Source organism: Stenotrophomonas sp. TWI1149, from assembly GCF_039673155.1.
Lineage (GTDB): Bacteria > Pseudomonadota > Gammaproteobacteria > Xanthomonadales > Xanthomonadaceae > Stenotrophomonas > Stenotrophomonas maltophilia_AA.
This window is the reverse complement of the sequence record NZ_JBDJLB010000007.1, coordinates 225,506-245,076: the sequence shown is the minus strand read 5'-3', so window position 1 is coordinate 245,076 and position 19,571 is coordinate 225,506. Positions and strand designations below refer to the sequence as shown.

Genomic DNA, 19,571 nt, shown 5'->3' with positions numbered 1-19,571 from the left:
GGCGGCGCGCCCCCACCCTCCTTGCGGTTTTGGGGTGGGGTCGCCCCCCCCCCCCGGCCACTACCCCCGGCAACGCCCCCAGCCACGTCGGCCGGGGGCGCAGGGAATCAGTCGACCGAGATGCCGGCCAGGCGCTGCAGCGCCTCGGCGTACTTGGCGCGGGTGCGCTCGATGATCTCGGCGGGGATGCTCGGGCCGGGCGCGGTCTTGCCCCAGTCCAGCGTCTCCAGGTAATCGCGGACGAACTGCTTGTCGTAGCTCGGCGGGCTGGTGCCCACCTCGTACTCGTCGGCCGGCCAGTAGCGCGAGGAATCCGGGGTCAGCATCTCGTCCATGATGTACAGACGGCCGTCGGCATCGGTGCCGAACTCGAACTTGGTGTCGGCCAGGAGGATGCCGCGCTCGCGGGCATACTCCGCCGCGAAGGCGTAGATGCGCAGGGTGGCGTCGCGCACGCGCTCGGCCAGGTCCGCACCGACCGCCTTGACCATCGCATCGAAATCGATGTTCTCGTCATGGTCGCCGACGGCGGCCTTGGTCGAGGGGGTGAAGATCGGTTCGGGCAGCTGTTCGGCCTGGCGCAGGCCATCGGGCAGCTCGATGCCGCTGATCTTGCCGGTGCGCTGGTAGTCCTTCCAGCCACTGCCAATCAGGTAGCCGCGGGCGATCGCCTCGACCGGGACCGGCTTGAGCTTGCGGGTGACCACGGCGCGCTTGGCGTACAGGGCCGGATCCACGCCCTCGGGCAGCACGCTGGCGACATCGATGCCGGTCAGGTGGTTGGGCATCAGGTGCGCGGTCTTGGCGAACCAGAAGTTCGAGACCTGGCAGAGCATTTCGCCCTTGCCGGGAATCGGATCGGGGAGCACCACGTCGAAGGCTGACAGACGGTCGGTCGCGACCATCAACAGGTAGTCCCCCGGCGGAGTGCCGGCGGGGAGCCGGTCGCGCGGAATGTCGAAAACATCACGCACCTTGCCGCGATGGCGCAAGGGCAGGCCGGGGAGATCGGATTGCAACAACGTGGTCGGCACGGGCACTCCTGAGGCTTCGTCATGACAGCTGTCCAGGGGACCCGGAGGGCCCGCACAGACAGCGGGCGGCCTAGTGTAAAGCGGGTTGGGCCCGCTGTGACGTAAAATGAGGATCCTTTATCGCCTCGGCTGCCCAGACCACCATGCGCTGGTACGGAAAACTGCTCGGATTCATCGCTGGCGCCCTGTTGTTCAGGCCCAATCCGCTGTTCGGGGCCGTGGTCGGGCTGCTGCTGGGGCATGCCTTCGATGCCGACTGGTTCCGGCTGAACAGGGAAAACCCCTACCGCGAGCTGGGGCTGACCTCCGAGGCGACCGATGCCGAGATCGACCTGGCCTACCGTCGGCTGATGTCCCAGTACCACCCGGACAAGGTGGTCGGCGCGGCGCCGGAGCTGCGCCAGCAGGCCGAGCGCAAGTCGCGCCAGCTCAATGCCGCGTACGACCGCATCAAGACCCTGCGCAAGCGCTGATTCCGCGCGGCGCCCCCTTTCAACATCCTGAAGGCCCCGGCCATGTCCAACTGCATCATTGCCCCCTCCATCCTGTCCGCCGATTTCGCCCGCCTGGGCGAGGAAGTGGACAACGTGCTCGCGGCCGGCGCCGACTGGGTGCATTTCGATGTGATGGACAACCATTACGTACCGAACCTGACGATCGGCCCGCTGGTCTGCCAGGCGCTGCGCAAGCACGGCGTGACCGCGCCGATCGACGTACACCTGATGGTGGAGCCGGTGGACCGGATCATCCCGGATTTCGCCGAGGCCGGCGCGACCTACATCAGCTTCCATCCGGAGGCGAGCCGCCACGTGCACCGCACGATCCAGCTGATCCGTTCGCTGGGCTGCAAGCCGGGCGTGGTGCTCAATCCGGCCACGCCGGTGGACATCCTGGACTGGGTGCTCGATGACCTGGACCTGGTGCTGGTGATGTCGGTCAATCCGGGCTTCGGCGGCCAGGCGTTCATTCCCTCGGCGCTGGACAAGGTGCGCGCGATCCGCAAGAAGATCGATGCCAGCGGCAAGGACATCCGCCTGGAGATCGACGGCGGCGTAAAGGCGGACAACATCGGTGCGATCGCGGCGGCCGGTGCGGATGCGTTCGTGGCCGGCTCGGCGATCTTCAATGCGAAGACGAGCTACCAGGACATCATCGCGCAGATGCGCGGCAACGTCGCCGCGGCGCGGGGCTGAGCCATGGGGCCGGTGGCTGCTGTGACGATCCGCGTGGCCACCGCTGACGATGCGGCGCTGATCCTGCGTTTCATCCGCGAACTGGCGATCTACGAGAAGGCCGAGTCGTCGGTGCAGACCGACGAAGCGGGCATCCGCGCGAGCCTGTTCGGGCCGGAGGCGAAGGCGCACGCGCTGATCTGCGAGGCCGACGGCGTGGCGATCGGGTATGCGGTCTACTTCTACAACTACTCGACGTGGCTGGGCCGCAACGGGATCTACCTGGAAGATCTGTACGTGAGTCCGGAGCATCGCGGCAGTGGTGCGGGCAAGGCGCTGCTGCAGCACATCGCGCGGATCGCGGTGGCCGGGAACTGCGGCCGTTTCGAGTGGTCGGTGCTGGATTGGAACGAACCGGCGATCCAGTTCTACGAAGCCGCCGGCGCGAAGCCGCAGAGCGAGTGGACGGTGTACCGGATGGAAGGCGAGGCGCTCAAGGCCTTTGCCGGCTAGGCTGCCCGGATGGCTGAGGCCTCAAGGACAAGCGCCATCGCCGCACTCCGCCAGGCGCTGCCGGCCTCCATCGCACTCTGCAGGCAGGCATTGGAGGCGTCCGGCGGCGATCTGCAGGATGCCCATGCGTACGTCGTGCGTCAGCTCGGCGCCGATTACATGCGACACACGGGTGTGGACGCCGCACAGGCTGCCGCCGATCTGCATGCAACCGGCCATGACGTGGAGCGCGCCATCGCCCTGTGGCGGCGTCAGCGCCCCTTGCCGCCGTTCGCCGCGATCGCAAAGGGGCGCCCCATGGCTGCGGAGCTTGCTGCTGCGGAACCCGGGCTGCAGCGTTTCGCCCATGTTCTTCCGGGTGCGCAGGGTGTCCACGAACTGCGCTTGATCACCCATGCCGTGCGCTTCACCGAGACCGCCTACGGTTTCGATTACGACGTCGCCCTGCGCGACCCGCAGACCCGGGTGGAACGCCTGTTCGCGTCCGGCCTCCCGGCGCTCGCCGCCCTGCTGCAGGCGCAGGCGATTGACGAAGGGATGCTGCGCAGTCTCGATGCCTTTGACAGCTGTCTGTTGCATAGCGCCATCGAGGCCTATCTCTGAGCAGGCAGCCATGCCGCCCAAAAAAAAGACCGCACCATTGCTGGTACGGCCCTGGGAACTGCGGGAGGCTGATCCTGCCTCCATCCATCTTCCCTGCTATGGCCTTCCATTCTCCGGGGGATCGGTGACGCTTTGATGACGTTCACCGGCGGCCACGCCGTCCGCTGCTAGCCTTCGCTTCCCCACTCCCTGGAAGTACCGCATGAGCCGTCCCCATTGGCGTTTGATCCTCAACGGAAAGGCCACCGGCAATGAGGATGTGCGCGAGGCGGTGGCGGCGATGCGGGAGCGCGGGGTGCAGCTGGAGGTGCGGGTGACCTGGGAATCAGGCGATGCCGAGCGCTACGTGGCCGAGGCGATCGCGCACGGGGTCGATACGATCATCGCGGCCGGCGGTGATGGCACGCTCAGCGAGGTGGCCGAGACGCTGGCGCATCGCGAGGAGTCCGCCGACGCGCTGCCTTCGCTGGGGCTGTTGCCGCTGGGCACGGCCAATGATTTCGCCACGGCGGCCGAGATTCCAGATGCACCGCTGGCAGCGCTGGAGCTGATCGCGCACGCGCCGGCACGCCCGGTCGATCTGCTGCGCATCGATGCCGATGGCAAGGTGTGGTGGTGCGCGAACGTGGCCAGTGGCGGCTTCGGCACCGAGGTGACGGTGGAGACCGACGAGGGCCTGAAGAAAGTGCTTGGCGGGCTGGCCTATCTGGTCACCGGGGTATCGCGGCTGGGGCGCATCGATCCGATCCAGGCGCAGGTCCGGGCGCCGGGGTTCGGGTGGGCCGGTGGCTTCATCGCGCTCGGCGTGGGCAATGGCCGCCAGGCCGGCGGCGGGCAGGTGCTGTGCCCGGAGGCCCTGATCGATGACGGACTGTTGGATGTCACGGTCATTCCGGAGCTGAGCGGGGAGGTGACGTCGACGCTCGCGGCACTGATCAAGGGCGGCAAGCGCGGCGCGCTGGAGCAGGTGGCCGAGCGCGTCCAGGCGCCGTGGGTGGAGATCGACGCCGAGCTGCCGCTGACGCTCAACCTGGATGGCGAGCCGGTCCAGGCCCGGCATTTCCGCATCGACTGCGTGCCGGGCCGGGTCAATCTGCATGTGGCGCTGGACAGCCCGCTGCTGTCACGCGGCTGATGCGCCGGGCGGCGCCGGGTTCCATCCGGTGCCGTCAATGCGGTACAGTCGCCGGGTGTCCATTCTGACGACCCCGCATACCCTTTCTTCCGCTCGCCGTTGGTGGCGATGGTGGCCTGTTGCCGTCGTCCGTCCCGCCACCGCCGTTTCCCGGAAGGAAAGTCGTCTTGATCACGCTCGAGCAGTTCCAGCAGCAGGCCGCTGAAGGCCACACCCGCATCCCCGTCGTCCGTGAAGTGCTGTCCGACCTGGACACGCCGCTTTCGGTCTATCTGAAGCTCGCCGACGGCCCGCATACCTATCTGTTTGAATCGGTCGAGGGCGGCGAACGCTTCGGGCGCTATTCCATCATCGGCCTGCCGGCACGCCGGGTATATGCCTTCCACGGCCATACCCTGACCATCAGCGAGTCCGGCACCGTGGTGGCAACCCGTGAGGTGGCCGACCCGTTCACCGAGGTCGAGGCGCTGCGCAGCGCCCACTCGGTGCCCAAGCTGGCCGGCCTGCCGGGCTTCACCGGCGGCCTGGTCGGCTGGTTCGGCTTCGAGTGCATCGGCTATATCGAACCGCGCCTGGCACCGCCGCGTGGCCGCGATGAGCTGGGCACGCCGGACATCCTGCTGCTGCACTCCGAAGAACTGGCGGTGTTCGACAACCTCAAGGGCCGCCTGTACCTGATCGTGCATGCCGACCCGGGTCAGCCCGGTGCATGGGAGGACGCCCAGGCCAAGCTGGATGCGCTGGTCGCCAAGCTGCGCGCCCCCGGCGCCGGCTACCCCGCGCCGATCACCCGCGATGTGCTGGACGAGAACGATTTCGTCTCCGGCTTCACCCGCGAAGGCTTCATTGCCGCGGTCGACAAATCCAAGGAATACATCCGCGCCGGCGACATCTTCCAGGTGGTGCTGAGCCAGCGCCTGAGCGTGCCGTTCAAGGCGCGCCCGGTGGACGTGTACCGCGCGCTGCGTGCGCTCAATCCCTCGCCGTACATGTATTTCCTCGATACCGGCGATGTGCAGGTGGTCGGCTCCTCGCCGGAAATCCTGGTACGCCTCCAGGATGGCGAAGTCACCGTACGCCCGATCGCCGGCACCCGCCCGCGCGGCGCGACGGTGGAAGAAGACAATGCACTGGAAGCCGAACTGCTGGCCGATCCCAAGGAACGCGCCGAGCACCTGATGCTGATCGATCTGGGCCGCAACGATGCGGGCCGCGTGTCCAAGGCGGGCACGGTGCAAGTAGGCGAGCAGTTCGTGATCGAACGTTACAGCCACGTCATGCACATCGTCAGCGAAGTCACCGGGCAGCTGCAGCCGGGCCTGAGCTATGCCGACGTGCTGCGCGCGACATTCCCGGCCGGCACCGTCAGCGGCGCGCCGAAGATCCGCGCGCTGGAAGTGATCCGCGAGCTGGAGCCGATCAAGCGCAACGTCTACGCCGGCAGCATCGGTTACATCGGCTGGCACGGCGATGCCGATACCGCGATCGCGATCCGCACCGCGGTGATCAAGGACGGCCGCCTGCACGTGCAGGCCGGTGCCGGCATCGTCTACGACTCCGATCCCGGCAAGGAATGGGACGAGACGATGAACAAGGGCCGCGCGCTGTTCCGTGCGGTCGCGCAGGCGGCCAAGGGTTTGTGAGTTACCGCGCCGTGGTGCTGCGCCACGGCTTCACTGCACTGACAAGGAAAACCGCATGAAGCTGCTGAGCACATTGCTGTTGTCGACCGCCCTGGCCATGACGGCCACCTGTGCGTGGGCGCAGGCCAACACCATTCCGTCGCAGCCGCACCTGCTGGTGAAGGGCGAGGGATCGCGGACGGTGATGCCGGATCGGTTCACACTGCGGCTGCGGCTGGAGTCGGTCAGCATGGATACCGATGCGGCCCGGCGCGTCGTGCAGGACAACACCGTCGCGGCGATGGAGTCGTTCAAGCGGCATCATGCGATCGCCGAGACAGTACGCGCAGACAATCTCCGCATCGAACCGGAGCAGCGTTACGAGCGCGACCGCCAGGTCTTCGTCGGCAGCAAGGTCAGTCGCGAACTGCGCGGCAGCTTCGAAACGGTCGCGCAGATGCAGGCCTTCCTCGCCGGGCTGAAAGTAAGCGAGGAGTTGCAGGTATCCAGCGTGGCACCGACGTATTCTGGCGAGGCCGATATCCGCCGCGAGCTCAAGGCTGAGGCGGCCGCGCAGACCCGTGGCTCGGCGGCGGCGCTGGCCAAGGCTTACGGCGCCCGTGTCGGCAGCCTGTACAGCATCTCCGATGTGGCGCCGAACTTTGCCTATGGCGTGCAGGCCGGGCAATGGCCGGCCTCCGACTACGCAGAGGCGCGGCCGCGGGATGTGGTCACCGTGACCGGCTCTCGCTCCAATGGCGAGTCCTTCCAGGCCGGCCCCATCACGTACACCGAAAACGTCTACGCCATCTTCCTCATTACCGACGGATCCTGATTATGTTGTTGATGCTAGACAACTACGACAGCTTCACCTACAACCTCGTGCAGTACCTGCAGACGCTGGGCGCCGAGGTGAAGGTGGTGCGCAATGACGCGTTGAGCGTCGATGAGATCGCCGCGCTCGCGCCCGAACGCATCGTGATCTCGCCCGGCCCGTGCACGCCGAACGAAGCGGGCGTGTCGCTGGAGCTGATCCGTCGGCTTGGCCCGACCACGCCGATCCTGGGCGTGTGCCTGGGCCACCAGAGCATCGGCCAGGTGTATGGCGGCGATGTCATCCGCGCCACCAACATCATGCACGGCAAGACCTCGCCGATCCGCCATGAAGGCAAGGGCGTGTTCGCCGGCCTGCCGGACCGCTACCAGGCCACCCGCTACCACTCGCTGGTGGTCGACAAGACCACGTTGCCCGCGTGCCTGGAGATGACCGCCTGGACCGAGAACGAGGACGGCTCGATCGAAGAGATCATGGGCCTGCGCCATCGCGAACATCCGGTCGAGGGCGTGCAGTTCCATCCCGAGTCGATCCTCACCGAGCATGGCCACGCCCTGCTGAAGAATTTCCTGCAGCGCTGAGCGCGCCGCACCTGCATCACAAAGGACCCCGCATGACCTTCTCCCCCCAGGAAGCCCTGCAGCGCACCATCGAGCACCGCGAAATCTTCTTCGACGAAATGGTCGACCTGATGCGGCAGATCATGCGCGGTGAAGTGTCGCCGGTGATGACCGCCGCGATCCTGACCGGCCTGCGGGTCAAGAAGGAAACCATCGGCGAGATCGCCGGTGCCGCCACCGTGATGCGCGAGCTCGCCCTCGCGGTACCGGTGGAGGACAAGACGCATCTGGTGGATATCGTCGGCACCGGGGGGGATGGTTCGCACACCTTCAACATCTCCACCTGCGCGATGTTCGTGGTCTCCGCGGCCGGCGCCAAGGTGGCCAAGCATGGCAACCGCAGTGTCTCCTCCAAGTCCGGCAGTGCCGATGCGGTCGAGGCGCTGGGCGCGGTCATCGATCTGCGTCCGGACGAGGTCGCACGCGCGATCACCGAAACCGGGATCGGCTTCATGTTCGCGCCGATGCACCATCCGGCGATGAAGGTCGTCGCGCCGGTGCGCCGCGAGATGGGGGTGCGCACGATCTTCAACATCCTTGGCCCGCTGACCAATCCGGTCGGTGCGACCAACGTGCTGATGGGCGTGTTCCACTCGGATCTGGTCGGCATCCAGGCGCGCGTGCTGCGCGAACTCGGCGCCGAGCGCGCGCTGGTGGTGTGGGGTCGCGACAACATGGACGAGATCTCGCTCGGCGCCGGTACCCTGGTCGGCGAGCTGCGCGACGGCAAGGTGCGCGAGTACGAGATCCATCCGGAAGACTTCGGCATCGCGATGTCGGCCAGCCGCAACCTCAAGGTCGACGGTCCGGAAGAATCCATCGCGATGCTGCGTGGCGTGCTCGACAACCAGCCCGGCCCCGCGCTGGACATCGTGGCGCTGAATGCCGGCGCGGCGCTGTACGTGGCCGGTGTCGCCGACAGCATCGCCGATGGCCTGGCCCGCGCCCGCGCGGTGCTGGCCGATGGCAGTGCGCGCTCGCGGATGGAGCAGTACGTGGCCGCCACCCGCCGTATCCGCGGGGCCGTCTGAGCCCGCGTTTTCTGAATTCAGCGGGGCTGGCCGATAATGGCCGGTCTCCAGGACCCCAATGACATGAGCGACATCCTCGATACCATCCTGGCCCGCAAGGCCGAAGAAGTCGCCGCACGCCGTGCCCAGGTGCCGCTGGAGGCGCTGATCGCGCGCGTGGAGCAGGCCCCGCCGGTGCGTGGCTTCGCCGATGCGCTGCGCGCCTCGATCGCCGCCGGCAATCCGGCCGTGATCGCCGAGATCAAGAAGGCCAGCCCGTCCAAGGGCGTGATCCGTCCGGACTTCCATCCGGCCGACATCGCGGTGAGCTACGAATTCGGTGGCGCCAGCTGCCTGTCGGTGCTGACCGACGTGGATTTCTTCCAGGGCAGCGACGCCTACCTGCAGCAGGCCCGTGAAGCCTGCACGCTGCCGGTGCTGCGCAAGGACTTCGTGATCGATGCCTACCAGGTGTACGAAGCGCGCGTGCTCGGCGCCGACTGCATCCTGCTGATCGTGGCCGCACTGGACGACCGCCAGCTGGCCGAGCTGTCCGACCTGGCCATGCAGCTGGGCATGGACGTGCTGGTCGAAGTGCACGACATCGACGAGCTCGAGCGCGCCATCCAGGTGCCGGTGCCGCTGATCGGCATCAACAACCGCAACCTGCGCACCTTCGAGGTGTCGCTGCAGACCACGCTGGACATGCGCCAGGCCGTGCCGCGCGACCGCCTGCTGGTCACCGAAAGCGGCATCCTCGGCCCGGCCGATGTCACCGTGATGCGCGAGGCCGGGGTCAACGCCTTCCTGGTCGGCGAGGCCTTCATGCGCGTGGAAGAGCCCGGCGAGGGCCTGCGTCAGCTATTCTTCAGCGCATGACAGCGATCTACCCAACGCCGCGCGACGACGCCCCGCTGGTGGTCTTCGACTTCGATCACACCCTGTATGACGGCGATTCCGGCAGCCATCTGTTCGCCTGGCTGATCAAGCGCAACCCACTGCGGCTGCTGGCCGCCCTGGTCGCGACGCCGCTGCTTGGCCCGCTGGTGGCGTTCCTGCCGACCCGCCGCCGCGGCATCTCCGGCTACGTCTGGATCGCCACGTTCGGCCTGCACCGGGCGCGCGAGTTCAACAAGGTGATCGACCGCTACGTGCTCAAGCACGAGGCCGACATCCGCCGCCGGCTGCTGCCGGTCGCGCTGGAGGTGTTTGCCCGGCATCGTGCCGCCGGCGACCGCGTCGTGGTCGCCACCGGCGCACCGCCGGAGCTGGCCCGCGCGATCCTGGCCTTTGTCGCCCACCAGGGCGTGCCGGTGATCGGCAGCGAGGTCGGCCCGTTGCTGGGCGCGGTCATCGCCACCCGTCACTGCCACAACGAAGAAAAGATGCGGATGCTGCGCGAGCGCGGCTATGGCGAGATCGATGTCGCCTACTCCGACAGCAGCGCCGACCTGCCGTTGCTGCTGGCCGCTGCGGCACCGGTCGTGGTCAATCCGAAGGCCTCGCGCGTGGCGTATTTCCGCCAGGTGCTGCCACCGGGAACCCCGGTGCTCAACTGGGGCTGTGTCGACCGGGCGGGCGATCCGGTCTGATCCGGCGCTGAAAACACCCGGGAAGGGCTGAAAAGGTGTCGCGTCCGGCTCAGCCTGCGCGCCACTGCACGATGGCGTGGCCGATCTGGAACAGGCTGATGCCCAGCACCAGCACGCCGACGGCGACCAGCACCCAGCGTTCCTTGACCTTTTTGACCAGGATCGCGGCCACCGGCGCGGCCATCATGCCGCCGATCAGCAGGCCGGCCACGATGTTCAGGTACTGCACGCCCATGGTCAGCAGGAAGGTGATCGATACCGCCAGCGTCACCACGAACTCGGCCGCATTGACCGTGCCGATGGTGGTGCGCGCCTGGCCGCCGCGGGCGAGCAGGGTGGAGGTCGCCACCGGACCCCAGCCGCCGCCGCCACTGGCATCCAGCAGGCCGGCCACGAATCCCAGCAGCGGGACGCGCTTCACTTCCTGGGCGGGCAGCATCCGTCCGGCCGCGCGCAGCAGGATGAAGATCGCCAGCACGAGCAGATACATATAGATGAAGGGGCGGATCACGTCACCGGGCAGCTGGGTCAGCACGTAGGCACCGACCACGCCGCCGACCGCGCCGGGCAGGGCCAGGCGCAGGAACAGCCGGCGGTCCACGTTGCCGGCGACCAGGTGCGAGACCCCGGAGGCCCCGGTGGTGAAGACTTCAGCGGTATGGATGCTGGCGCTGATCGCTGCCGGCGGCAGGCCCATGCTGAGCAGGACCGAGGAGGACACCAGCCCGAAGGCCATGCCCAGCGCGCCGTCGACCAGCTGCGCGCCGAGGCCGATCAGGATGAACCAATAGAATTCGCTACCCAGTTCCATCGCAACAGCCTAGCGGCAAATGGGCAGGTAGTGCCGGCCGCTGGCCGGCAACTTCGTCCACCCGGTGGGCGTTGGCTTGACGCTGGATCTGCGTGGTTGCCGGCCAGCGGCCGGCACTACCAAGGCCCGATCAGCGGGTGCCGTACAGCACGACGGTCTTGCCGCGGGCATGCAGCTGCCCGTCGGTCTGCAGCTTCTTCAGCACGCGACCGGCCATTTCACGCGAGCAGCCGACCAGCCGGGCCAGTTCCTGGCGCGAGACGCGCAGCTGGGTGCCCTGCGGGTGGCTCATCGCCTCCGGCTCGCGCGACAGGTCATGCAGGGTGCGCACGATGCGGTCGGTGACATCCAGGAAGGCCAGGCGGCTGGCTTTCCTGCTGGTGTCGAGCAGGCGCTTGGAAAGCTGCTGGCCGATCGAATAGAGCAGGCGCGGGGCATCGGCCGAAAGCGGCCCCAGGAACAGCTGGTGCAGGCGCTCGTAGCTGATCTCGGCCAGCTCGCAGGGGGTACGGGTGCGCAGGATCACCTCGCGGCGGTCCGATTCGACGAACAGCCCCATCTCGCCGACGAACTCGCCCGACCCGAAGTAGCCCAGCACCAGCTCACGATCGTCATCTTCCTCAGCCATTATTGAGACTGAGCCACTGATCACGTAGTAGAGGGTGCCGGCGGGATCCCCTGGACGGAACACGTCCGTGCGGGCGGGGTAACGGCGGCGGTGGCTGTGGGCCAGGAAGCGATCGATTGTTGCGATATCCAGGGCCAATGGACTTGTGGCAAGGCGCACAGTTGACACGTTGAGGCGCTCCGATTGCTCATGAAGAATTCACGGCTATGTGCCGGGAGCTTAACGATCCGAATTGTTAAGGGCAAACCGAGCACAGGTATTCGTTTCAATGCAAGTTTCGCCACCGATCACTTTGCCCCATACTTGCTTCTTTCCCACCACACACAGGATCGACCGCCGTGGTCAAGCCGTTGCCTCGCCTGAGGTTGCAAGGTTTCAACAACCTCACCAAGGCGCTGAGCTTCAACATCTATGACGTCTGTTACGCCCGCACCGAAGAGGAGCGCCAGCGTTACATCGAATATATTGATGAAGAGTACAACGCCGATAGGCTGACTCAGATCCTGACCGACGTTGCCGAGATCATCGGCGCGAACATCCTGAACGTGGCCCGCCAGGACTACGACCCCCAGGGTGCCTCGGTGACGATCCTGATCTCGGAAGAGCCGGTGATCGACAAGAAGCAGGCCGGCAAGGAGTTGATCTCCGACGCCGTGGTCGCGCACATGGACAAGAGCCACATCACGGTCCATACGTACCCGGAAACCCATCCGCAGGAGGGCATCGCCACGTTCCGCGCGGACATCGATGTGGCCACCTGTGGCGTGATTTCCCCGCTGAAAGCGCTGAACTACCTGATCGAGAGTCTGGAATCGGACATCGTGATCATGGATTACCGCGTGCGCGGCTTCACCCGTGACGTGAAGGGCAAGAAGCACTACATCGACCACAAGATCAACTCGATCCAGAACTTCCTGGCCAAGAACATCAAGTCGCGTTACGAGATGTTCGACGTGAATGTCTACCAGGAAAACATCTTCCACACGAAGATGCACCTGAAGGACTTCGACCTGGATCAGTACCTGTTCGAAGAGAAGGCCAAGAACCTGTCGTTCAAGGAACGCATGAAGATCGAGGCGCTGCTGCGTCGTGAGATCGAAGAGCTGTTCCATGGGCGCAATCTGGCCGAGTAAGGCACGTTGCGATGTCGTCCCGGGCGCTGCCCGGGCGGCCTCGTCCAGGCGGGACGGCCCGCCCTGTGGAACCGGTGTTTGCGCAAAACCCGGTTTCACGGCAGCTACCGACGACGGTCCGGTGTGAAGACACCGGGCCGTTTTGCTTTTGTTAACCCAAGGAATCCCCCCATGCCCTGGATCTATCTTCTGCTCGCCGGCCTGTTCGAGATCGGCTTCGCCATCGGAATGAAGTACTCCGAAGGCTTCAGCAAGCCGCTTCCCACCCTGGCCACCGTCGCCGCCGCCCTGGTCAGCCTGTACCTGATGAGCCAAGCGATGAAATCCATCCCGGTCGGCACCGCCTACGCGATCTGGACCGGCATCGGCGCGCTCGGCGTGGCGATGCTCGGCATCGCCCTGTTCGGCGACAGCGCCTCGCCGTCGCGGCTGGCCTGCATCGGCCTGATCGTGGCCGGCGTGATCGGCCTGAAGCTGGTCTCTGCCTGATCGTCGCCCGACCAACGGTCGGGCGCTACCGGTGGCAAGCCGGCCCGCAACCCATGCCGCGCGCGCCGTTCCGGTAGGTATCGACGGTTGGTCGATACGCCGTTACAAGTTGGTCGATACGCCGTTACAACCGGTACGCGATGGTCTTCATGACCTTGGAGGCCAGCGCCATCACCGACGGGATCGGTGCGGGCAGCTTCCGCGCGCCGGCATGCTCGGCGTGGTCCGCGTGGCGGGCCTCGTCGATCTTCATCACCTTGATCACCTCGCGGCTGCGCAGGTCGGCCGGGGGCAGGGTGTCCAGGTGTTCATCCAGATGCGCTTCGACCTGGCGCTCGGTCTCGACCACGAAGCCCAGGTTCCAGCCGTCGCCACGCAGGCCGGCCAGGGTGCCGATGGTGTAACTGCCGGCGTACCAGATCGGGTTGAACAGGCTCGGGCGGCTGTCCAGTTCGCGCAGGCGCTGGGCGCACCAGGCCAGGTGGTCGGTCTCTTCCTGGGCGGCATCGAGCAGGTGGGCGCGGGTTTCCGGCTCCCTGGCGACCGCGGCCTGGCCGAAGTACAGGCCCTGGGCGCAGACCTCGCCGACATGGTTGATGCGCATCAGCCCGGCCGCGTGGCGGCGCTCGGGGTCGGCCATCTGCACGTCCGGGGTGGCCTCGGCGGGGTAGGGACGGCTGGCCGGCGGGTTGCCGAACACGGTATCCAGGGCCCGCTGGGCTTCGGTCAGCAGGTGGTCGAGCGGCGTGATCTGGCGGAGCGCGGTCATGGCAGGCGGTGTCGCGGCGGGGGACTGTCGATTCTCGCCCCCGCGGACCGGTGTGCCAAGCCGGGATCCGGTCAACTTGCATGTGGTGGGCATGGCCAGTACAATCCCGCCTCTTCACAACGCGTGGCAGAGTTCCGGCCGTACTGCGCCGTAATGAGCCCGACCTACTAGAGTTCTTTCATGAGCACTTTCACTGCAAAGTCCGAGACCGTCCAGCGCGACTGGTATCTCGTCGACGCATCCGGCAAGACGCTGGGCCGTCTGTCCACCGAGCTGGCCCGCCGTCTGCGCGGCAAGCACAAGCCGGTTTACACCCCTCACGTTGATACCGGTGATTACCTGGTTGTCATCAATGCAGAAAAGATTGTCGTCACCGGCAACAAGCTGCAGGACAAGCTGTATCACCGTTTCACTGGCTACATCGGCAACCTGAAGACCGAAACTCTGGCCCAGGCGCTTGAGCGCCATCCGGAGCGTGTCATCGAGACCGCCGTCAAGGGCATGCTGCCGAAGGGCCCGCTGGGCCGCGCCATGTACCGCAAGCTCAAGGTGTACTCGGGTTCCGAGCACCCGCACGCCGCTCAGCAGCCTCAGGTTCTGGATATCTAATCATGGCTATCACGCAAAACTACGGCACCGGCCGCCGCAAGTCCTCCACCGCCCGCGTGTTCCTGCGCAAGGGCGCCGGCAACATCACCGTCAATGGCCGTCCGCTGGACGAGTTCTTTGGCCGTGAGACTGCGCGCATGATCGTGCGTCAGCCGCTGGAACTGACCAAGAACACCGAAACCTTCGACATCATGGTCACCGCCGCTGGCGGTGGTACCACGGGTCAGGCCGGTGCGATCCGTCTGGGCATCGCCCGCGCGCTGATCGAATACGACGAAACCCTGAAGTCCGAGCTGCGCAAGGCTGGCTTCATGACCCGTGACGCCCGTGAAGTCGAGCGTAAGAAGGTCGGCCTGCACAAGGCACGTCGCGCCACCCAGTTCTCCAAGCGCTGATCCATCGCGCCTGGCGTGGGATCCTTCGGGATCCCGCTGGGAGGTACGCAAAAGCCCGGCTTCGGCCGGGCTTTTGTCGTTTCCGGGATACGGGTTTCACCTGTGCGGATGACCTGGCCGTCGGATCGGTGTTGCCGCCGGTGGCGGTAGCGCCGACCGCTGGTCGGCTGGGACGGTGGCCGTCATGCCCATTGCATGCGGTAGCTGGCAGCCGCCCATCTTCTGACTGGTGAAACAGCCCCTTGGAGTCCAAGGGGCGCGCCGCCATGCGCGGGGATGTGGAGGGGGAGGGTTGGCGCCCACACCTTGCTGCGCAAGGTGTGGGGTCCGGGCGCTTTGCGCCCGGACAAACGCCCAAACAAAACAAAAGGCCTGATCTTTCGATCAGGCCTTTTGTTTTGTTTGGCTGCCCCGGATGGATTCGAACCACCGAATGCCTGAGTCAGAGTCAGGTGCCTTACCGCTTGGCGACGGGGCAAAATGTGCGTGCAATTATTGCACTTTCTCCCTGAAAAACCAAGCGGACTTGGTGGCTATGGGTGGACTCGAACCACCGACCCCAGCATTATGAGTGCTGTGCTCTAACCGGCTGAGCTACATAGCCTCAGGGAGCCGGTAATTCTGGAGATGTCTTCGGAATCTGTCAACACTTTTTCACCGCGCTTGTGAGTGGGCAGCGGGCGTGGCACAGTCCCGATCAGTAGATTTTTCTAGGAGTCCGCATCGTGATCGATCCGGACGGCTATCGACCGAACGTCGGTATTGTGCTGATGCGGCAGGATGGGCAGGTTTTCTGGGCACGACGTGTGCGCCGGGATGGCTGGCAGTTCCCGCAGGGCGGCATGAACACCGACGAGACGCCTGTCGAAGCCATGTATCGTGAGTTGCAGGAAGAAACCGGGCTGTTGCCGGAGCACGTTGAAGTGCTCGGGGCGACGCCGGGTTGGCTTCGCTATCGGTTGCCGGCACGGGCCATCCGCCGCAATGAACGGCAGGTCTGTATCGGCCAGAAGCAGGTGTGGTTCCTGCTCCGGCTGGCCGGGGACGAATCCCACGTCACCCTGGACCATACCGACAGCCCCGAGTTCGACCAGTGGCGCTGGGTCGATTTCTGGTACCCGGTGGAACACGTGGTGATGTTCAAGCGGGGCGTCTACGCGCGCGCCCTGCGCCATCTGGCGCCGCTGGCGCGGGGGGTGGCCGGGACCGGGGTGGACTCGATGCCCAAGTCCGCCCAGGAGGCCTGGATGCCGGGCAACGCCGCCGGTCATGACCGGCCCCGCAAACGCACCACGCCCAAGCGGGGTGGCGGGTACTGGCCGCGCAGCAAGGCCAAGGGCGAGCCGGGCGCGGTCTGAGCGATCTCCGGCGGCTCTGAACCGTATCGAGAATGATTCAGGTTCGAAATTGACAACCATTCGCGTTTCCATTGGAATAGCAGCAGGCCAATCCGGGCCTGCCTGCCGAGTCCGCACGTGTACGTCTGCATCTGCAACGGGGTGACCGACCACCAGATCCGCGAAGCCGCGCAGAGCGGTGTCGTGAGCGTGTCCGAGCTGACGATGCGCACCGGCTGCGGCGCCACCTGCGGTTCCTGCCTGGACATGGCGGCGGACCTGCTGGCCAAATTCAGCGCTACCCACGATCTGCCGCTGCCCGTCCTGGGCCTGCAAGCCGCCTGAGATCGCTTCGCGCTCCGTGCTCGGCTGCGGGGCGCAACTGAGCACGATTCGCGTTCCTTCATGCCTGCGCGCGACGCGCTACAGTGCCCGCGATTCCACGCAGCAGGAGCACGCTCATGAAGGGCGACGCCAAAGTCATCGAATTCCTCAACAAGGTCCTCTACAACGAGCTGACCGCGATCAACCAGTACTTCCTGCACGCCAAGATGCTGAAGAACTGGGGCCTGAAGGAACTCGCCGATCACGAGTACAAGGAATCGATCGAAGAGATGAAGCATGCGGACATCCTGTCCGACCGCATCCTCTTCCTCGAAGGCCTGCCGAACTTCCAGGCACTGGGCAAGCTGCGCATCGGCGAGAACCCGGCCGAAATCCTGCAGTGCGACCTCAGCCTGGAACGCGATGGCGTGGTCACGCTGCGCGAGGCTGTGGCCTATGCCGATTCGATCGGGGATTACGTCAGCCGCCAGCTGTTCGTGAAAATCCTTGAGTCCGAGGAAGAGCACATCGACTGGCTGGAAACCCAGCTGGACCTGATCGAGCGCATCGGCGAACCGAACTACCTGCTGACCAAGATCGACGACTGAGTCAGCCCTGCAGCGGCGCGCGCAGGTGGGCGTGATAGCCGGCCAGCGCGATCCGCGCACGCGCGAACTCGGCGATCAACAGCGCCACCGCCACGGCGGGGCGCTCCAGCGTGCCGGCACGGGCATCGTGCTCGATCCGCCAGGCCGCGGCCGACAAGGCCATCGCACCCACATTCGCACTGGCCGACTTCAGGCTGTGCGCCAACGCACGCAGCTGGTCCAGGTCCGCGGCGACCGAGGCGTCCTGCAGCTGCCGGATCAAGGGCGGGGTGTCATCGAGGAACACGCCGATGATGCGCACGGTATCCGGGCCGATCACCTCCAGCAGTTCATCGAGCACGTCCTGGTCGAGCACCGGGGCGGGTGACGCGTCGCGCGCGGGAGGCGGTGCGGAGGCGTCCGCGCCCTGCGGCGCCGGAGCTGGGGACACGCGGGCCGTGTCGTCGGCCATCGCGTCGTCGGCCATCGTACGGCCCCAGCGCGCCAGCACGGCCTGCAGCGTTTCGCGGTTGATCGGTTTGGAGAGGTAGTCGTCCATGCCGGCCTGCAGGCAGCGCTCGCGGTCGCCGGCCATGGCATTGGCGGTCATCGCGACGATCGGCAGCCGCGCCATGCCCTGTGCGGCCTCATGCGCGCGCCAGCGGCGGGTGGCCGCATAGCCATCCAGCACCGGCATCTGGCAATCCATCAGCACTACATCGAACGGCCGGGCGTGCAGCGCCTCCAGCGCCTGCTCGCCCTGCGTGGCGGTCTCCACCTCGCAGCCGAGCACCTGCAGCAGGCGCTGTGCGACCAGCAGGTTGACGCTGTTGTCTTCGACCAGCAGCAACCGCAACGGGAACTGGGGCAGCGCGGTGGGCGAGCCTGCGTACTCCACCTCAGCCAGCAATGCGGCTGGGCGCGCACTGGCCACCACCGGGCGCAGCAGCGCGTGCAGCTCGCTCTCGGCCGCCAGCCGCGACAGCGCCGGTCCGGGACCAAGCGCTTCGGGTGCGGGCGCCTCATCGCCATACAGCCACAGCAGCTTCGCCTCCGGATGCCGGCCAGGCTCGGCCACCGCTTTGTGCAGCGCGCCGATGCCATGCCGCAGGCCGTCCGTATCCGCGATCACCCAGGCCAGGGCCGGATCGATGCCGCGCCGCTGCGGTGCGCGCAGCGCGTCGAGCGCCTCGGCGCTGGTCTCCACCGTGTGCAGGCGCAGGTCATGGTGCTGGGTCACCCGCTCGATGCGCTGGGCCAGCACCGGGTCGCGCGTGATCAGCAGGGCGCGGCGCGTACTCAGCGCAGCCGGCAGGTCGCCGATCACCTTGAACAGGGGAATCTCGAACCAGAACGTGGCCCCGTGCCCCGGGCTGGAGTGCACACCGATGCGGCCCTGCATCAGGTCGATGATGCGCTTGCAGATCGCCAGTCCCAGCCCGGTACCGCCATACAGGCGCGTGGTCGAGGCGTCGGCCTGGCTGAAGGACTGGAACAGGCGCGCCTGCAGCGCGTCGTCGATGCCGATGCCGCTGTCGGCGATCTCGAACCGCAGCTGGTGCTGTGTGTTGGTCTCGCCTTGGCGCTGCACGCGCAGCCGGATCTGGCCACGCTCGGTGAACTTGATCGCGTTGACCAGCAGGTTGCTCAGCACCTGGCGCAGCCGCACCGGGTCGCCCCGGACCGACAGACGGACGGCCGGATCCAGCTCGAGCGAGAGCTGCAGGCCCTTGGGATCGGCGGCGCGCTGCATCAACTGCACGAGGCCTTCGAGCAGCTCGCGCAGGTTGAAGGTGGTGATCTCCAGGTTCAGGCCCTTGGCCTCGAGCCGGGAGTAATCGAGGATGTCATCGACGATGCGCAACAGCTGCTGCGAGCTGGTCGCGGCGGTCTGCAGCATCTGCCGCTGGTCGTTGCCGAGCTGGCCGCGCGCGATCAGGTCGAGCATCGGCAGAATGCCATTGAGTGGCGTGCGGATCTCGTGGCTCATCGTCGCCAGGAACTCCCCTTTGGCCAGCGCGGCGGCTTCGGCGGCCTGCTTGGCGGTGAGCAGTTCCTGTTCGAGCTGGTTCTGCTGCTGCCGGCGCTGCTGCAGCTGATCGCGCTCGAGCACCAACGCCTCATTGCGCCGCTGCAGCAGCTCCAGCTGGTCCTGTGCTTCACGCCAGCGGCGTACCGCCTGGATGCCGGCGATCAGTGCCAGCACGCCGGTGCCGGCGGCAATGTCGATCCACGGCCCATTGGCGCCGCTGCGCGCCATCACCGCGGCAGTGGCACACACGGCGGCCGCCGCGGCGCTGATCCAGAGCGAGGCCGGCGTGGGCGAGTGGGGTGGCCGTCCGTGGCGTCCCAT

The 19,571-nt window shown here is 66.5% G+C and carries 23 protein-coding genes and 2 tRNA genes; 18 read left to right on the top strand and 7 right to left on the bottom strand.

Features of this window, described 5'->3' with window-relative positions:
• Window positions 1-107: 107 nt before the first annotated feature.
• Complete coding sequence (locus ABE424_RS10460) at window positions 108-1,034, bottom strand: phosphoribosylaminoimidazolesuccinocarboxamide synthase (protein ID WP_176987958.1); 927 nt, start codon at window positions 1,032-1,034, stop codon at window positions 108-110.
• Between the two features lie 143 nt (window positions 1,035-1,177).
• Between ABE424_RS10460 and ABE424_RS10455 the strand changes: the two genes are divergently transcribed.
• The 11 genes from ABE424_RS10455 (at window position 1,178) to ABE424_RS10405 (ending at window position 10,136) form a co-directional block, all read left to right on the top strand.
• Window positions 1,178-1,507 (top strand): DnaJ domain-containing protein, encoded by a 330-nt coding sequence (locus ABE424_RS10455; RefSeq protein WP_123730837.1) that lies wholly within the window; start codon window positions 1,178-1,180, stop codon window positions 1,505-1,507.
• A 42-nt stretch (window positions 1,508-1,549) separates the two neighbouring features.
• Window positions 1,550-2,227 (top strand): ribulose-phosphate 3-epimerase, encoded by a 678-nt coding sequence (gene rpe / locus ABE424_RS10450; RefSeq protein WP_070426117.1) that lies wholly within the window; start codon window positions 1,550-1,552, stop codon window positions 2,225-2,227.
• Window positions 2,228-2,239: 12 nt separating this feature from the next.
• Window positions 2,240-2,719, top strand: a complete 480-nt coding sequence (locus tag ABE424_RS10445) for a GNAT family N-acetyltransferase (RefSeq protein ID WP_346490625.1) — start codon at window positions 2,240-2,242, stop codon at window positions 2,717-2,719.
• 9 nt (window positions 2,720-2,728) lie between these two features.
• Complete coding sequence (locus tag ABE424_RS10440; protein ID WP_346490626.1) at window positions 2,729-3,322, top strand: hypothetical protein; 594 nt, start codon at window positions 2,729-2,731, stop codon at window positions 3,320-3,322.
• A 202-nt stretch (window positions 3,323-3,524) separates the two neighbouring features.
• The gene (yegS, locus tag ABE424_RS10435) at window positions 3,525-4,457 is read left to right on the top strand and encodes a lipid kinase YegS (protein ID WP_346490627.1); all 933 of its coding nucleotides are present in this window, start codon (window positions 3,525-3,527) and stop codon (window positions 4,455-4,457) included.
• Between the two features lie 167 nt (window positions 4,458-4,624).
• Complete coding sequence (gene trpE, locus ABE424_RS10430) at window positions 4,625-6,100, top strand: anthranilate synthase component I (protein WP_346490628.1); 1,476 nt, start codon at window positions 4,625-4,627, stop codon at window positions 6,098-6,100.
• Between the two features lie 55 nt (window positions 6,101-6,155).
• On the top strand, window positions 6,156-6,914 hold the full coding sequence (locus ABE424_RS10425) for an SIMPL domain-containing protein (protein ID WP_346490629.1): 759 nt from the start codon (window positions 6,156-6,158) through the stop codon (window positions 6,912-6,914).
• A gap of 2 nt (window positions 6,915-6,916) precedes the next feature.
• Entirely contained in the window at window positions 6,917-7,495 is a 579-nt protein-coding gene (locus ABE424_RS10420) for an aminodeoxychorismate/anthranilate synthase component II (RefSeq protein ID WP_070472319.1), read from the top strand.
• A 32-nt stretch (window positions 7,496-7,527) separates the two neighbouring features.
• Window positions 7,528-8,565 carry an anthranilate phosphoribosyltransferase gene (gene trpD, locus ABE424_RS10415; protein WP_179459847.1) on the top strand — a complete coding sequence of 346 codons (1,038 nt, stop codon included), beginning with the start codon at window positions 7,528-7,530 and terminating at the stop codon, window positions 8,563-8,565.
• Window positions 8,566-8,628: 63 nt separating this feature from the next.
• On the top strand, window positions 8,629-9,423 hold the full coding sequence (gene trpC / locus ABE424_RS10410) for an indole-3-glycerol phosphate synthase TrpC (RefSeq protein WP_176987963.1): 795 nt from the start codon (window positions 8,629-8,631) through the stop codon (window positions 9,421-9,423).
• Entirely contained in the window at window positions 9,420-10,136 is a 717-nt protein-coding gene (locus tag ABE424_RS10405) for a haloacid dehalogenase-like hydrolase (protein ID WP_176987964.1), read from the top strand. The genes trpC and ABE424_RS10405 overlap by 4 nt, the downstream gene beginning before the upstream one ends.
• Window positions 10,137-10,185: 49 nt before the next feature.
• On the opposite strand, the gene ABE424_RS10400 is transcribed toward ABE424_RS10405, so the two are convergent.
• Window positions 10,186-10,947 carry a sulfite exporter TauE/SafE family protein gene (locus ABE424_RS10400; protein ID WP_176987965.1) on the bottom strand — a complete coding sequence of 254 codons (762 nt, stop codon included), beginning with the start codon at window positions 10,945-10,947 and terminating at the stop codon, window positions 10,186-10,188.
• Between the two features lie 130 nt (window positions 10,948-11,077).
• Window positions 11,078-11,743 carry a cAMP-activated global transcriptional regulator CRP gene (gene crp, locus ABE424_RS10395; RefSeq protein WP_088433580.1) on the bottom strand — a complete coding sequence of 222 codons (666 nt, stop codon included), beginning with the start codon at window positions 11,741-11,743 and terminating at the stop codon, window positions 11,078-11,080.
• Between the two features lie 170 nt (window positions 11,744-11,913).
• On the opposite strand from crp, the gene speD reads away from it, so the two are divergent.
• Entirely contained in the window at window positions 11,914-12,708 is a 795-nt protein-coding gene (gene speD / locus ABE424_RS10390) for an adenosylmethionine decarboxylase (protein WP_019185315.1), read from the top strand.
• A gap of 171 nt (window positions 12,709-12,879) precedes the next feature.
• The gene (gene sugE / locus ABE424_RS10385) at window positions 12,880-13,197 is read left to right on the top strand and encodes a quaternary ammonium compound efflux SMR transporter SugE (RefSeq protein ID WP_176987966.1); all 318 of its coding nucleotides are present in this window, start codon (window positions 12,880-12,882) and stop codon (window positions 13,195-13,197) included.
• Window positions 13,198-13,321: 124 nt separating this feature from the next.
• On the opposite strand, the gene coq7 is transcribed toward sugE, so the two are convergent.
• The gene (gene coq7 / locus ABE424_RS10380) at window positions 13,322-13,966 is read right to left on the bottom strand and encodes a 2-polyprenyl-3-methyl-6-methoxy-1,4-benzoquinone monooxygenase (RefSeq protein WP_121040609.1); all 645 of its coding nucleotides are present in this window, start codon (window positions 13,964-13,966) and stop codon (window positions 13,322-13,324) included.
• Between the two features lie 180 nt (window positions 13,967-14,146).
• Here coq7 and rplM point away from each other — a divergent pair, with 180 nt between their 5' ends.
• Together rplM and rpsI are read left to right on the top strand one after the other, a co-directional pair.
• Window positions 14,147-14,575 (top strand): 50S ribosomal protein L13, encoded by a 429-nt coding sequence (gene rplM, locus ABE424_RS10375; protein WP_038685795.1) that lies wholly within the window; start codon window positions 14,147-14,149, stop codon window positions 14,573-14,575.
• A gap of 2 nt (window positions 14,576-14,577) precedes the next feature.
• A complete protein-coding gene (gene rpsI, locus ABE424_RS10370; protein ID WP_019185318.1) occupies window positions 14,578-14,970 on the top strand; it encodes a 30S ribosomal protein S9 in 393 nt (130 codons plus the stop codon).
• 403 nt (window positions 14,971-15,373) lie between these two features.
• Here the strand turns inward: rpsI and ABE424_RS10365 are convergent.
• Together ABE424_RS10365 and ABE424_RS10360 are read right to left on the bottom strand one after the other, a co-directional pair.
• Window positions 15,374-15,448: transfer RNA gene (locus tag ABE424_RS10365), tRNA-Gln, on the bottom strand.
• Window positions 15,449-15,497: 49 nt separating this feature from the next.
• Window positions 15,498-15,574, bottom strand: a tRNA-Met gene (locus ABE424_RS10360).
• A 121-nt stretch (window positions 15,575-15,695) separates the two neighbouring features.
• Here ABE424_RS10360 and ABE424_RS10355 point away from each other — a divergent pair.
• The 3 genes from ABE424_RS10355 to bfr all read left to right on the top strand — a co-directional run bounded on the left by ABE424_RS10355 (window position 15,696) and on the right by bfr (window position 17,239).
• A complete protein-coding gene (locus ABE424_RS10355) occupies window positions 15,696-16,328 on the top strand; it encodes an RNA pyrophosphohydrolase (RefSeq protein ID WP_346490630.1) in 633 nt (210 codons plus the stop codon).
• Between the two features lie 117 nt (window positions 16,329-16,445).
• Window positions 16,446-16,652: a (2Fe-2S)-binding protein gene (locus tag ABE424_RS10350; RefSeq protein ID WP_088433582.1), complete on the top strand. Its 207-nt coding sequence runs from the start codon at window positions 16,446-16,448 to the stop codon at window positions 16,650-16,652.
• A gap of 116 nt (window positions 16,653-16,768) precedes the next feature.
• Complete coding sequence (gene bfr / locus ABE424_RS10345; protein ID WP_176987968.1) at window positions 16,769-17,239, top strand: bacterioferritin; 471 nt, start codon at window positions 16,769-16,771, stop codon at window positions 17,237-17,239.
• 1 nt (window position 17,240) lies between these two features.
• Here bfr and ABE424_RS10340 read toward each other — a convergent pair whose 3' ends face one another.
• On the bottom strand, window positions 17,241-19,571 hold the full coding sequence (locus ABE424_RS10340; protein WP_346490631.1) for an ATP-binding protein: 2,331 nt from the start codon (window positions 19,569-19,571) through the stop codon (window positions 17,241-17,243).